General features: G+C 61.7%; 11 protein-coding genes and 1 riboswitch. Of the genes, 9 read left to right on the plus strand and 2 right to left on the minus strand.

Annotated features, from left to right (window positions below):
* Positions 1-107: 107 nt before the first annotated feature.
* The 9 genes from C7U61_RS18020 to C7U61_RS18060 all read left to right on the plus strand — a co-directional run bounded on the left by C7U61_RS18020 (position 108) and on the right by C7U61_RS18060 (position 8,940).
* Positions 108-950: a MoxR family ATPase gene (locus C7U61_RS18020; RefSeq protein ID WP_106999438.1), complete on the plus strand. Its 843-nt coding sequence runs from the start codon at positions 108-110 to the stop codon at positions 948-950.
* A complete protein-coding gene (locus C7U61_RS18025; RefSeq protein WP_106999439.1) occupies positions 950-1,372 on the plus strand; it encodes an NUDIX domain-containing protein in 423 nt (140 codons plus the stop codon). The genes C7U61_RS18020 and C7U61_RS18025 overlap by 1 nt, the downstream gene beginning before the upstream one ends.
* Before the next feature lie 79 nt (positions 1,373-1,451).
* A riboswitch (SAM riboswitch) is annotated at positions 1,452-1,529 on the plus strand.
* A gap of 48 nt (positions 1,530-1,577) precedes the next feature.
* Positions 1,578-2,504, plus strand: a complete 927-nt coding sequence (gene metA, locus C7U61_RS18030) for a homoserine O-succinyltransferase (protein WP_106999440.1) — start codon at positions 1,578-1,580, stop codon at positions 2,502-2,504.
* Positions 2,505-2,507: 3 nt separating this feature from the next.
* The gene (locus tag C7U61_RS18035) at positions 2,508-3,701 is read left to right on the plus strand and encodes a VWA domain-containing protein (RefSeq protein ID WP_106999441.1); all 1,194 of its coding nucleotides are present in this window, start codon (positions 2,508-2,510) and stop codon (positions 3,699-3,701) included.
* A gap of 380 nt (positions 3,702-4,081) precedes the next feature.
* Complete coding sequence (locus C7U61_RS18040; protein ID WP_106999442.1) at positions 4,082-5,107, plus strand: aldose epimerase family protein; 1,026 nt, start codon at positions 4,082-4,084, stop codon at positions 5,105-5,107.
* Positions 5,108-5,229: 122 nt separating this feature from the next.
* Positions 5,230-6,003 carry a GntR family transcriptional regulator gene (locus C7U61_RS18045; protein WP_106999443.1) on the plus strand — a complete coding sequence of 258 codons (774 nt, stop codon included), beginning with the start codon at positions 5,230-5,232 and terminating at the stop codon, positions 6,001-6,003.
* Positions 6,000-7,031 (plus strand): SIS domain-containing protein, encoded by a 1,032-nt coding sequence (locus C7U61_RS18050; protein ID WP_106999444.1) that lies wholly within the window; start codon positions 6,000-6,002, stop codon positions 7,029-7,031. The genes C7U61_RS18045 and C7U61_RS18050 overlap by 4 nt, the downstream gene beginning before the upstream one ends.
* On the plus strand, positions 7,031-8,188 hold the full coding sequence (nagA, locus tag C7U61_RS18055) for an N-acetylglucosamine-6-phosphate deacetylase (RefSeq protein WP_106999445.1): 1,158 nt from the start codon (positions 7,031-7,033) through the stop codon (positions 8,186-8,188). The genes C7U61_RS18050 and nagA overlap by 1 nt, the downstream gene beginning before the upstream one ends.
* A gap of 23 nt (positions 8,189-8,211) precedes the next feature.
* Positions 8,212-8,940: an SIS domain-containing protein gene (locus tag C7U61_RS18060; RefSeq protein ID WP_106999446.1), complete on the plus strand. Its 729-nt coding sequence runs from the start codon at positions 8,212-8,214 to the stop codon at positions 8,938-8,940.
* Positions 8,941-9,035: 95 nt separating this feature from the next.
* Here the strand turns inward: C7U61_RS18060 and C7U61_RS18065 are convergent, their stop codons facing one another.
* Both C7U61_RS18065 and C7U61_RS18070 read right to left on the minus strand, forming a co-directional pair.
* Entirely contained in the window at positions 9,036-12,209 is a 3,174-nt protein-coding gene (locus C7U61_RS18065) for a multidrug efflux RND transporter permease subunit (RefSeq protein WP_106999447.1), read from the minus strand.
* Positions 12,206-13,381 carry an efflux RND transporter periplasmic adaptor subunit gene (locus C7U61_RS18070; protein ID WP_245410833.1) on the minus strand — a complete coding sequence of 392 codons (1,176 nt, stop codon included), beginning with the start codon at positions 13,379-13,381 and terminating at the stop codon, positions 12,206-12,208. Before C7U61_RS18070 ends, C7U61_RS18065 begins: the two co-directional genes overlap by 4 nt.
* Positions 13,382-13,416: the final 35 nt, after the last annotated feature.

Raw genomic sequence — 13,416 nt, forward strand, 5'->3', positions numbered from 1 at the left:
CCTTGCAATAGATCGGTGGGATCACATTCCTATATACACGGTTTCGCGTCTTGAACCGAATAAGGCCAGCAATTAGCCTGCGCTCGAAAGATTGAGAAAGCCTTCCGATGCAATTTCAGGGAACCGCCGACTATATCGCCGACAAGGATCTGATGGTCGCCGTCAATGCCGCCATAAGACTGGAACGCCCACTTCTGGTGAAGGGCGAACCGGGTACGGGCAAGACCGAACTCGCACGCCAGGTGGCCGCCGCGCTCGGTCTCGATCTGATCGAATGGAATGTCAAATCGACGACGAAGGCCCAGCAGGGCCTCTACGAATATGACGCGGTCTCACGCCTGCGCGACAGCCAGCTCGGCGACGTCAGAGTTCACGACATAGGCAACTATATCAGGCAGGGCAAGCTTTGGCAGGCCTTCACCTCGCCGACGAAATGCGTGCTGCTGATCGACGAGATCGACAAGGCCGATATCGAATTCCCCAACGATCTCCTGCAGGAACTGGATCGCATGGAGTTCCATGTCTACGAAACCGCCGAGACGATCCGGGCCGTCGTCCGCCCGATCGTCATCATCACGTCGAACAATGAGAAGGAACTGCCGGACGCCTTTCTGCGCCGCTGTTTCTTCCACTATATCCGCTTCCCCGACATGGAGACGCTGAAGCGTATCGTCGAGGTGCATTATCCCGGCATCAAGCAGTCGCTCGTGCAGGCGGCGCTGACGCAATTCTTCGAAATCCGCGAGGTGCCGGGCCTGAAGAAGAAGCCCTCGACCTCCGAAGCGCTCGACTGGATCCGCCTGCTGGTCGCAGACGATATCGATCCGGAGACGCTGCGCGCCGATGCAAAGAGCATATTGCCGAAACTGCATGGCGCGCTTCTGAAGAACGAGCAGGATGTGCACCTTTTCGAACGGCTGGCCTTCATGGCCCGCGGGCAAGGAAAGTAATGCAGCGGGATGCCGTGAAGGTCCTGATCTACGCGCTGCGCGACCGGCATCTGCTGGTATTCGATGAGCCGGATTTTCCCGCCGTCCAGCTCCAGGTCCCTGGCGGCACCGTCGAATCCGGCGAGGATATCGTGGCAGCGGCGGCACGCGAATTCGAGGAGGAGACCGGCTTTGCGCCACACGAACTCCATCCGCTGGGCGTCCACGACTACCGTTTCGAAAAGAACGGCCGCGAATACTATCACCAGCGGCACTATTTCCGCTGCCGCATCTCTGAGCGGGCGCCCGCCACTTGGCTCCACTATGAAATGACGCCTTTCGATGGTGGCGGCCCGATTGGCTTCCGCTTCTTCTGGCTAGCGATCGAGGCCGCCAGGCAGCGCCTCGGTTACGGCATGGAAGCCCTCCTTGAACATCTGTAGGGCGCATCGCGCCTCCAGGCCGGGCCTCCCGGTTTCGCCGGCGCTTGCCCATTGACCAGCCGAGATGTCAGGTCTATTGAATTTCTCTCGTGGTGATTTGGCCGGCCGGCTTGCAGCCACGTTAAATAAGTCGCTAAAGGGCCGCGTGCGGACCGGTAGCGATTCATGATCGCGGCCGGTTTTTTTGTATTTGCGAGTGAACCCGATGCCCATCAAGATTCCCGATACGCTCCCCGCGTTTGAAACCCTCCAGAGCGAGGGTGTGCGGGTGATGACCGAAACGGTGGCGTTCCGTCAGGATATCCGCCCCCTTCAGATCGGGCTTCTCAACCTCATGCCGAACAAGATCAAGACCGAGATCCAGATGGCGCGCCTGGTCGGCGCATCGCCGCTGCAGGTGGAGTTCTCCCTGGTGCGCGTTGGCGGCCACAAGGCGAAAAACACCTCCGAGGATCATCTGCTTGCCTTCTATCAGACCTGGGAAGAGGTGAAGCACCGTAAATTCGACGGCTTCATCATCACCGGTGCGCCGATCGAGCTGCTCGAATATGAGGACGTCACCTATTGGCAGGAGATGCAGCAGATCTTCGACTGGACGGCGACCAACGTCCATTCGACGCTGAACGTCTGCTGGGGCGCGATGGCGGCGATCTACCATTTCCACAAGGTGCCGAAATACACCCTCACGGAGAAGGCGTTCGGCGTCTATCGCCACCAGAATTTGAAACCCTCCTCGGTCTATCTCAACGGCTTTTCCGACGATTTCGCCATTCCGGTGTCGCGCTGGACCGAAGTGCGCCGTGCCGACATCGAAAAAGTGCCCGGCCTGCAGATCCTGATGGATTCGAGCGAGATGGGCGTCTGCCTCGTGCACGAGCGCGTTTGTAACCGGCTCTACATGTTCAATCACGTGGAGTATGATTCCACCTCGCTGGCGGACGAATATTTTCGGGATGTGAATGCCGGCGTGCCGATCAAGATGCCGCACAACTACTTCCCGCATAACGACCCGGAAATCCCGCCGCAGAACCGGTGGCGCAGCCACGCGCACCTGTTCTTCGGCAACTGGATCAACGAGATCTACCAGACCACGCCGTATGATCTGGAGGAGATCGGCCAGGAAAGGACTTGAGGCTTGTTCATTCCCTTCTTCCTGAAGCTGAGGCAAGCGAAGGTGCCGGTAACGCTCCGGGAATTCCTGTCGCTGCTTGAGGGAATGGAGGAAGGGATTGCCGATTGGGACGTTGAAGCCTTCTACTATCTGGCGCGCGCGACGCTGATCAAGGACGAGCGCTTCATCGACCGTTTCGACCAGATCTTCGCCGATTACTTCCGCGGCGTCGAGGCGATCGGCGGCAATGCCGACGAAGAAGCGGTAGAGCCGGCAACCATTCCCGAAGAATGGCTGCGCAAACTCGCCGAGCGGCATCTGAGCGAAGAGGAAAGACGGCAGATCGAGGCACTCGGCGGCTTCGACAAGCTGATGGAGACGCTGCGCGAGCGGCTGGGCGAACAGAAGGGCCGGCACCAGGGCGGCTCGAAATGGATCGGCACATCAGGCACTTCGCCCTTTGGCGCTTACGGCTACAATCCCGAAGGCGTGCGCATCGGCCAGGAAACTTCGCGCCACCGCCGCGCAGTCAAGGTCTGGGATCGGCGCGACTTCAGGAATCTCGACGATGGCGTAGAGCTTGGCACCCGCAACATCAAGGTAGCGCTGAAGCGCCTGCGCCGCTGGGTGCGCGCGGGGGCAGCCGAGGAACTCGATCTTTCCGGCACCATCCGCTCCACTGCCGAGCATGGCTATCTCGATGTCCAGACACAGCCGGAACGCCGCAACGCCGTCAAGCTGCTGATGTTCTTCGATGTCGGCGGCTCGATGGACGATCATATCCGCGTCGTGGAAGAACTTTTTTCCGCCGCGCGATCAGAGTTTCGCCACATGGAGTATTTCTACTTCCACAATTGCCTCTACGAAGGTGTGTGGAAGGACAATCGCCGCCGGCGCACCGACATCACCGCGACGACCGACCTGATCCGCACCTTCGGCCCCGACTACCGTGTCGCCTTCGTCGGCGATGCCTCCATGAGCCCCTACGAGATCACTCAAGTCGGTGGCTCGGTAGAGCATTGGAACAAGGAGGCCGGCGAGGCGTGGCTCAATCGCATGACAGGCCATTTCCGCAAATGCGTCTGGATCAACCCCGTGCCGGAAAACTATTGGGGCTATGCGACCTCGATCTCGATGATCCGCCGGCTGATGAGCGACCGCATGTATCCCCTGACCCTCGGCGGATTGGAGAGGGCGACGAAGGAGCTGTCGCGCTAAGTGGATCAGTTCGGGTTTGCCAATAGTCGAGCGCCCACCGTCCCCCTGCACCTTCGTGCATGGCCCCTCACTCCAACCCTCTCCCCGCGCGGGGAGAGGGGGCTCTATAGCGCGCCTCTCTCCGATCAGAATGCGATTAACTGGCCTCTGTCGGCCCCTCTCCCCGCAAGCGGGAGAGGGCTAGGGTGAGGGGCCGTTACAGAATCGGCGGTTCTGTCACAGGCATTGCATACTTCCAGTGCAGCGTAGCGTCGCGAAAGCCGGACAGTACCTTGTCCCCTCTCCTCACGCTCCTAAATTTCGCCCTCTGACCGGTTGCGGAACGGCGCGAATGGAGGCAGGGTCTGGCCTCACATATTCAAAGCAATGGATGAGCTGATATGACGGAAAGCACTTTGCAGCGGGAACATTTTGGGACGACGGCGGATGGGGATACCGTCTATCGCGTCAAGATCGTCGGTGGCGGCCTGACGGCGCATATCATGTCATGGGGCGCGGTCATTCAGGATCTGCGTCTTGACGGACACGAGCCCTCGCTCCTGCTCGGCTTCGACAATTTTGCCGATTATCCCCTCCACTCCTCCTATTTCGGCGCCACGCCCGGGCGCTGCGCCAACCGCATCGGCGGCGGCCGCTTCACGCTTGACGGCAAGCAGTATCAGCTGGAGCTCAATGAAAAGGGCGTCACTCATCTGCATGGCGGCAAGGACAATATCGCCAAGCGCAATTGGACCATCGTCGAGCACGATACCGACCGTGTCGTACTGAAGATTGTCGATCCCGACGGCCGCGCCGGCTATCCCGGCAATTGCACGATCCAGGCAACCTATTGGGTCCATGGCAATGGCGAATTGTCGGTCACATACGAATCGACCACCGATCAGCCGACGCTCGCCAATGTCTGCCAGCACGCCTATTTCAACCTCGACGGCCGCGACGATGCGCTCGGCCACGACATCATGATCGCCGCCGATCACTATACGCCGACCGACGACAAACAGGTCCCGACCGGCGAAATCCGCTCCGTCGAAGACACCGTCTTCGATTTCCGCGAGATGTCGCCGATGAAGCGTTTCGAAGGCAGCGAGCAGGCGCTCTACGATCACAATTTCTGCCTCTCCGGCGAGCGCACCGCCAAGCGCTCCGTCGTGCTCGCCCGCAGCGTCAATTCCGGCGTCTCGCTCGAAGTGCGCACCACCGAGCCCGGCGTGCAATTCTATGCCGGCTTCAAGCTGGACGTGCCGGTGCCCGGCCATGACGGCCGTAAGATCGGCCCGTTTGCCGGCTTCTGCCTGGAAACGCAGGTCTGGCCCGATGCCATCAACCACGAAGGCTTCCCCAATGCCGTGCTCCGCCCGGGCGAGGTATTGCGGCAGGAAACGGATTACATCTTCACCAAGAACTAGGTCGGGGATGCCTGCTCACTTGAAAATATCGGCCGGGCGTCCAAAGCGCCCGGCCGATTCTTTTTGCACTGCGGATAGATTCACCTTGTGAATTGGTTCTAAATAGGTTCTATATGACAGCCATGGATAGAACCAGTTTGATAGCCGAATTGAACAATCGCGGCCTCGGCGACGGGACCGGGAGCGGGCCGCTGTACAAGCGCCTGGCACAAGCGCTGACGGGTCTGATCCAAGAGGGCCTGCTGAAACCGGGCACGGCACTTCCGGGCGAGCGAGATCTCGCCAGCGCACTGGAAATCGGCCGCGTTACCGTGCGAACGGCCTATCGCGACCTGCTCACTTCAGGCGTCATCGAATCCCGTCACGGCAGCGGCACCTTCGTCTCGCAGCATGTGGAGCGCATTGAGCAGCCACTCTGGCGCCTCTCCTCCTTTTCCGCAGACATGCGATCGCGCGGCCGCGAACCGGCAGCGCGCATCCTGTCCCGCACCGTCAGTGCGCCCGCGCCGGAGGAATCCTTCCTGCTGGGCCTCGGCCTTGATGAACCCGTGCTGCGTCTCGACCGATTGCGCTTGGCGGACGGCCAGCCGCTCGCCATCGAGCGTGCCGTCGTTCCCATCAAGTTCCTCGGTGAAGAGGCCATATCCGAGGGATCGCTTTACGACGCTCTGGCGGCCAAAGGCTTCAAGCCAGTGCGCGCCCAGCAGAGGCTGACCGCCGTGACACTCGACCCGACATCCGCATCGATCCTGACCGTGAAGGCCGGGGCGCCGGCACTTCTGATCGAACGCGTCTCCCGCCTCGCGGATCAGCGCGTCGTTGAATATACCCGCTCGCATTACCGCGGCGATGCCTACGATTTTGTTGCTGAATTGAGAATTGGAGATGACCTATGAGCGAGACCCAATCCCTGATGTTGGCGGAAGCCGGCCAATCGCCTGAGGTGGTTGCAACCCTGCTGGAAAAGGAAAAGCCCGCCTTTGCCGAAATCGCGAAGCTCTTCTCGACCGGCCGTCCATCGCTGATCACGACGGCGGCGCGCGGCTCCTCCGACCATGCCGCCACTTTCTTCAAGTATTTGTTCGAAATCTCCTGCGGCATCCCGGTCGCCTCGGTCGGCCCGTCGATCGCTTCCGTTTATGGCGCTCCGCTGCACCTGAAGGGCGGCATTCACTTCACGGTCTCCCAATCCGGCGGCAGCCCCGACATTATCGCCATGCAGGCCGCCGCCAAGAAGGGTGGCGCCACCACGATCGCCGTCGTCAACGTCACAGACAGCCCCCTTGCCAGGGAAGCCGACATCGTGCTCGGCCTCAACGCCGGCAAGGAACAGAGCGTCGCCGCGACCAAATCCTTCATCGCCTCGGTTGCCGCTCTTGCCGGTGTCACGGCTGCGGTATGGCAAGACAAGGCGCTGATCGATGGCCTTGCCAAATTGCCGGAAGCGCTTGCCGCCACCTCCGGCATCGACGGCCGTGCGGCCGAAGATGTGCTCTTCGACGCCTCCTCGCTCTATACCGGCGGCCGCGGCCCGGCTTTCGCCATTGCCCTTGAAGCGGCTTTGAAGGCCAAGGAGACCGCCGGCCTTCATGCCGAAGCCTTCTCATTGGCCGAACTCATGCATGGCCCGATGCGCCTCGTGCAGCCGGGCTTCCCGATCGTCGCCTTCTCGCCCGATGATGCCGCCTTCGCCAACAATGCCAAGGCGCTGGAACGGCTCCAGAAGCTCGGGGCCACCGCCGTCTCCTTCTCGACCGCGCCGCTTGCCGGCATCAACCTGCGCATGCCGACCACGGGGAATGGCCTGCTCGATCCGCTGGTATCGCTGCTGTGCTACTATCGCCTCATCGAGTCGGTGACCCGCCGCAAGGGCTTCGATCCGGACAAACCGGCTAATCTTCTCAAGGTAACGGAGACCATGTGATGGACTACAAGGTCTTTACCGGCGCCCGTATCTTCGATGGCGACCGGTTTCACGACGATAGCGCATTGGTGATCGGCAACGGCCGTATCCATGCGATCACCGGAGCGAATGATGTCCCCGATAACGCGGAGACCATTCAGCTGAAAGGCGGCGTCCTCTCTCCGGGCTTTATCGACGCGCAGGTCAACGGCGGCGGCGGCCGCATGCTGAATGACGAGCCCTCGCCCGCGTCCATGTATAGGATTGCCGAGGGCCATCGTCCCTACGGCACGACATCGGTGCTGCCGACGCTCATCACCGATGTCGCAGCCGCGACTACTGCAGCGATCGAAGCGGCTGTCGAAGCCGTGAAAGCCAATCGCGGCGTCGCCGGCCTGCATCTGGAAGGCCCGCATCTGGCACCGGCCCGCAAGGGTGCGCATCTCGCCGAACTGATGCGCCCGGTCGAAGACAGCGACGTCAAGACTTTCATCCGTGCCCGTGAGGCGATCGGCACCTTGCTGGTGACGATTGCGGCCGAGCAGGTCACCGAGCGGCAGGTGCAGGCGCTCGCCGAAGGCGGCGTCATCGTCAGCATCGGCCATAGCGATTGCACGGCGGAAGCCGCCAATGCGCGCTTCGATGCCGGCGCGCGCGGCGTTACCCATCTTTTCAATGCCATGAGCCAGATGGGCCATCGCGCGCCCGGTCTCGTCGGCGCAGCGATCGATCACCCCGCCCCCTGGTGCGGCATCATCGCCGATGGTCATCACGTGGAGCCGACGGCGCTCAGGGTCGCGCTGCGCGCCAAGCGCGGTGAAGGCCGCCTGTTTTTCGTTACCGACGCCATGTCGCTCGTCGGCACCGATCTGCCGAGTTTCACGCTGAATGGACGCACGGTCTATCGCACCGAGGGAGGCTATTGTTCCAAACTGACGCTCGATGACGGCACGCTTGCCGGATCCGATGTCGATATGGCCTCGACCATCCGCTATGGCGTCAATATTCTCGAACTGCCATTGGCGGAAGCCCTGCGCATGGCGACCTCCTATCCCGCCCGTTTCCTGCGGCTTACGGATCGGGGTCACTTAACGCCGGGAATGCGTGCCGATCTCGTTCACATCAACGACGGCATCGAAGTGACCGAAACCTGGATCTCGGGTCAACATTCGGCCTGACACAGCATATAAGGAAGGTCGGCATGAGCGCAGTCACGGACAGCTATTTCTCCGCCCTCATCGGCCGGTTGGAGACCCTGCGCGAGGCGCTGGCCGAGCCGATGTCCCGGGCTTCGGCTGCCATCTGCACGGCCGCACGCGCCGATCGCCGCGTCTATGTCTTCGGCACCGGCCATTCGCATATGCTGGCGGAAGAAGTGCATTATCGCGCCGGCGGCCTCGCCTTCACCATTCCCGTGCTCGTGGGCTCCGCCATGCTGCATGAAGGCGCCGTCATCAGCTCGGTCTATGAACGCACCGAGGGCCTTATCCGCCCGGTCTTCGAGCGCTACGGCATGCAGCCCGGCGATGTGCTGATCATCGCCTCCAATTCCGGCGTCAACGCCGCGCCGATCGAGGCGGCGGATTATGGCCGGGAAATCGGCGCAACGGTCATCGCCATCACCTCGCTCGCCTATTCGGCCGCCATCGCCAATGGACGCAGAAAGCTCGCCGATATCGCCGATATCGTGCTGGACAACGGCCTGCCGCCGGGGGATGCGATGATCGAGCTGCCGGGAACGGAGCTGAAGGTCGGACCGGCCTCGACAGCCGTCGGCGCCACGGTGCTCAATGCCATCTTCGCCGATGTCGCCGCCGAACTCTGCAGAGACGGCAATCCGCCCGTCTACCTCAGCGCCAACATGCCCGGCGCCAAGGAAACCAACCAACAATTGGTCAAGAAATACCGGCCGCGCAATCCGCATCTTTAAGGCGGCTGGAAGACGCCTCCTATCTGGAGCGGCATAAACAATCGGATAGAACGGCCGAGCGATTCCCGTGAAACGCTCGGCCACTCCTTTAGGAATCATTGCGCTGCGTCTGCCGCCGCAGGCTCCTGTTCGGCTTCCGCCTGCTTGCGCCGTCTGCGCAGGACAACATAGAAGACCGGCGTCAGGAACAGGCCGAACAGCGTCACGCCGAGCATGCCGGAGAAGACCGCGGTGCCGAGCGACTGACGCATTTCCGCGCCCGGGCCGGTCGCGATCATCAGCGGCACGACGCCGAAGATGAAGGCAAACGCCGTCATCAGGATCGGACGCAGGCGCAGATGACTGGCCTCGATCGCCGCCTCCACTGCGCTCTTTCCCTCAAGCTGCGCCTGCCGGGCGAATTCGACGATCAGGATCGCGTTCTTGGCCGCAAGGCCGATCAGCACGATCAGCCCGATCTGCGTGAGGATGTTGTTGTCCATTCCTCTCAGATGCACGCCGATCAGCGCCGCAAGCACCGCCAGCGGCACGATGAGGATGATCGCAAGCGGCAGGATCCAGCTTTCATACTGCGCCGAGAGCGCCAGGAAGACGAAGATGACCGACAGGGCGAAGATGTAGATCGCCGTATTGCCGGTATGTTTTTCCTGATAGGCGAGTTCCGTCCATTCGAAGGTGGTGCCCGACGGCAAGAGATTCTTTGCCAGCCCCTCCATCGTGTCGAGTGCCGTACCCGTGGAAACGCCCGGACCCGGATTGCCCTGCAAAGGAACCGAGACATACATGTTGTAGCGCTGGACGAGCGCCGGCCCGGTCGTGTCGCGGATATCGACCAACGTGCCGAGCGGTACGAGCGCGCCCGTCGCCGACCGCACCTTCAGTGCCAGAATATCCTCACGGTCCATGCGATACTGCTGGTCGGCCTGCGCCCGGACCTGATAGACACGGCCGAAAGCGTTGAAGTCGTTGACATAGGATGTGCCAAGATTGATCGACAGCGTCTCGAAGATATTCGGGATCGGCACGTTCAGCGCCCGCGCCTTGTCACGGTCGATCGCCAGGAAATACTGCGGGCTGTTGGCGGAGAAGGTGGTGAAGACGCCGCTGACACCCTTGTTCTGCGCGGCAACGCCCATCATCTGGTAGGCGAGCGGCAGGATGCGGCGCATGTCGGGGTTTTCCCGGTCCATGATCTGCATCTTGAAGCCGCCGGAATTGCCGACGCCGCGGATCGAAGGCGGCGGAATGGCGATGATGAAGGCTTCCTGGATACCTTGGAGGCTACCGAAGAGCTGGCCGATGATCTTGGTCGCCGTATCTCCGGTCTTTAGCCGCTCCTCGAATGGCTTGAACGGCGTGAAGATGACGCCTGAATTCGAGGCATTGGTGAAAGTCGCGCCGTTGAAGCCGGCAAAGGCGACGGCATTGGCAATGCCCGGCGTCTTGCTGATGATGTCAGTCGCCTTCTGGATGACGGCGTTGGTGCGCGCAAGCGACGCGCCGTCGGGCAGTTGCACGACGACGATGGCATAGCCCTGGTCCATGGTCGGAACGAAGCCCTGCGGCACGATCCTGCCCATATACCAGGTTCCCGCCAGCAGCCCCGCGAAGACGAGAAGCGCACAGGCCAGCGCCGTCCACGTTGTCACGAGGCGCCGGATGATCCACGAATAGCCGCTGCTCATCCGCTCGAAGCCGCGGTTGAACCCGTCACCCAAGGCGCGGCCGAACCGCGCGAAGACATTGTTCGATTTCTCGTGGCTATGGGGACGCAGGACGATCGCGGCGATCGCCGGCGAGAGCGTCAGCGAGTTCAGGCACGAAATGGCCGTCGCGACTGAAATCGTCACCGCGAACTGCCGGTAGAACTGGCCTGAGATGCCGGGGATAAAGGCGGTCGGCACAAAGACGGCGATCAGCACCAGCGAGATCGCCAGAACCGCGGTGCCCACCTCGTTCATCGTCACATGCGACGCCTCTTTTGGCGTCATGCCGAGCGCGAGGTTTCGTTCGACATTCTCCACGACAACGATCGCGTCGTCGACGACGATGCCAATGGCGAGTACCAGGCCGAACAGCGTCAGCATGTTCAGCGAGAAGCCGAAGGCGAGCAGGAAGGCGAAGGTACCGATCAGCGACACGGGTATCGCGACGATCGGGATGATCGCCGTCCGCCACGATTGCAGGAAGACCAGCACGACGATGGCGACGAGGACCGCCGCCTCGAAGATGGTTTTGTAGACCTCGTGGATCGATTCGGCGATAAACTCCGTGGGGTTATAGATGATGCGGTATTCGAGCCCCTGCGGGAAATCCTGCGCCAGGCTTTCCATCGTCTTTTGAATGTCGGCGGCAGCATCGAGCGCGTTCGTGCCCGGGCGAGCGAAGACGCCGAGCGCCACCGCCGGGCTGCCGTTCAGATAGCTGTTGGTGACATAGTCCTGCGCGCCGAGCTCGATACGGGCGACGTCCTGCAGCTGCACGAGACGGCCGTTGCCCGTCGCCTTGACGATGACGTAACGGAATTGCCGCGCATCGGAAAAACGCCCCTGCGTGGTGACGGTATATTGGAAGGCATTGGTGCCCGACACCGGTGGCCCGCCGATCGTACCGCCGGAAACCTGTACGTTCTGATCGCGAAGCGCCTGAACGATGTCGCCGGCGGTCATGCCATAGGCGGCAAGCTTTTCAGGATCCAGCCAGATGCGCAGCGAATATTGACGCTCGCCGAAGAGCTGCACGTCGCCGACACCATCCAGACGAACCAGAAGGTCGCGGATACGCGTACGGGCATAGTTGGAGATATACAGCTGATCGTATCGATTGTTCGGCGATAGGAGATGCACGACCATCATCAGGTCGGGCGAACTCTTGACCGTGGTGATGCCGATGCGTCTGACATCTTCCGGCAGGCGAGGTTCGGCGATGGAAACGCGGTTCTGCACCAGCACCTGCGCCTTGTCGAGGTCGGTGCCGAGCTTGAAGGTGATCGTCAGCGCCATGGAGCCGTCGGCACTCGAATAGGAGGACATGTAGAGCATGTCCTCGACGCCGTTGATTTCCTGCTCGATCGGCGTCGCCACGGTATCGGCGATGGTCTGGGCATCGGCACCCGGGTAGGAGGTACGCACGACGATAGTCGGCGGCGCGACTTCGGGATATTGCGCCACCGGCAGCTGGAAATAGGCGATGCCGCCGACGATCAACAGCACGATGGATAGGACCGATGCGAAGATCGGCCGATCGACGAAGAAGTGGGAAAACCTCATTGGCTCGTCCCCTGTGAATCGGCCTGGGCTGGTGGCTCGTCATTCGTCGCCTGCTGCGGCAGCTCAATCAGCTGCGGCGTCACCTTGACGCCGGGCCGGATGCGCATCAGCCCGTTGACGACGATGGTCTCGTCACCGGTCATGCCGTCGCGGATGACGCGATAGCCATAGAGTTTCGGCCCGAGACGAACGGATTTCGGCGTGACGTTGCCGGCGGTATCGACGGTATAGACGACGCGCTGGTTCTGATCGGAACCGATGGCTTCATCCGGCACGAGGATCGCCTTGTAGCTGTTGGACCCCTGCACTTGAACGCGTCCGAAAAGCCCGGGCTGCAGAATAAGATTGGGATTGGGAAAGCGTGCGCGGACGCGGATGGTTCCGGTCTCGTTATCGACGCGGTTTTCGGCGAAGTCGAGCTTGCCCTTGAACGGCTTCTGCTTGGAATCGGCAATCGTCACGGTCACATCGAGACCGCCGCCGCCCTGCTGCAGAGCGCTGCCATTCTTGCGGGCCTCATCGGCGTAGGAGAGCAGCCGGCGCTCATCAACATCGAAATAGAAGTCGATGGGGTCGAGCGACACGATGGTCGTCAGCACGGTCTGATCGGCCTGCACGAGGTTGCCGACAGAGATCAGGCGCCGGTCGATGCGGCCGCTGAGCGGCGCGGTGATCCTGGTGAAATCCATGTCCAGATTGGCGCGATCGACCGTCGCCTGCGCTCCACGCACATTCGCCTGCGCCGAAAGGAGATCGCGGCGTCGATCATCGAGGGTCGAAGCCGACTGGCTACCCGTCGTCGACAGGGACTCCGCCCGCTTATATTGCGCATCGGCAAGCGTCAGCGACGATTTTGCCACTTCCAGCGCGGCCGTCGCCTCGTTCAGCGTGGTGACGAAAGGCCGCTGGTCGATGACGAAAAGCAGATCTCCCTGCTTGACGATCGCGCCATCCTGGAAATGCACCTCCTGCAGGTAACCGCCGACCCGCGAGCGCACGGAAACCTCATCGACCGCCTGGAAGCGCCCGATGAACTCGTCGCTATCGACGACATCGCGAACCACAGGCTTGGCGACCGTAACGGGCGGCGACGGCGGCGCACCTTGGGCAAGCGCCTGGGCACTCGAGAAAACGGCAATAGCACAGCTCAACAAGACGGCACGCGGCAGCATCGGCATGAAGCCCCCCTTGAAAACCGCATGCGGCA

The sequence above is a fragment of the Rhizobium sp. JAB6 genome, assembly GCF_003024605.1.
Taxonomy (GTDB): domain Bacteria; phylum Pseudomonadota; class Alphaproteobacteria; order Rhizobiales; family Rhizobiaceae; genus Rhizobium.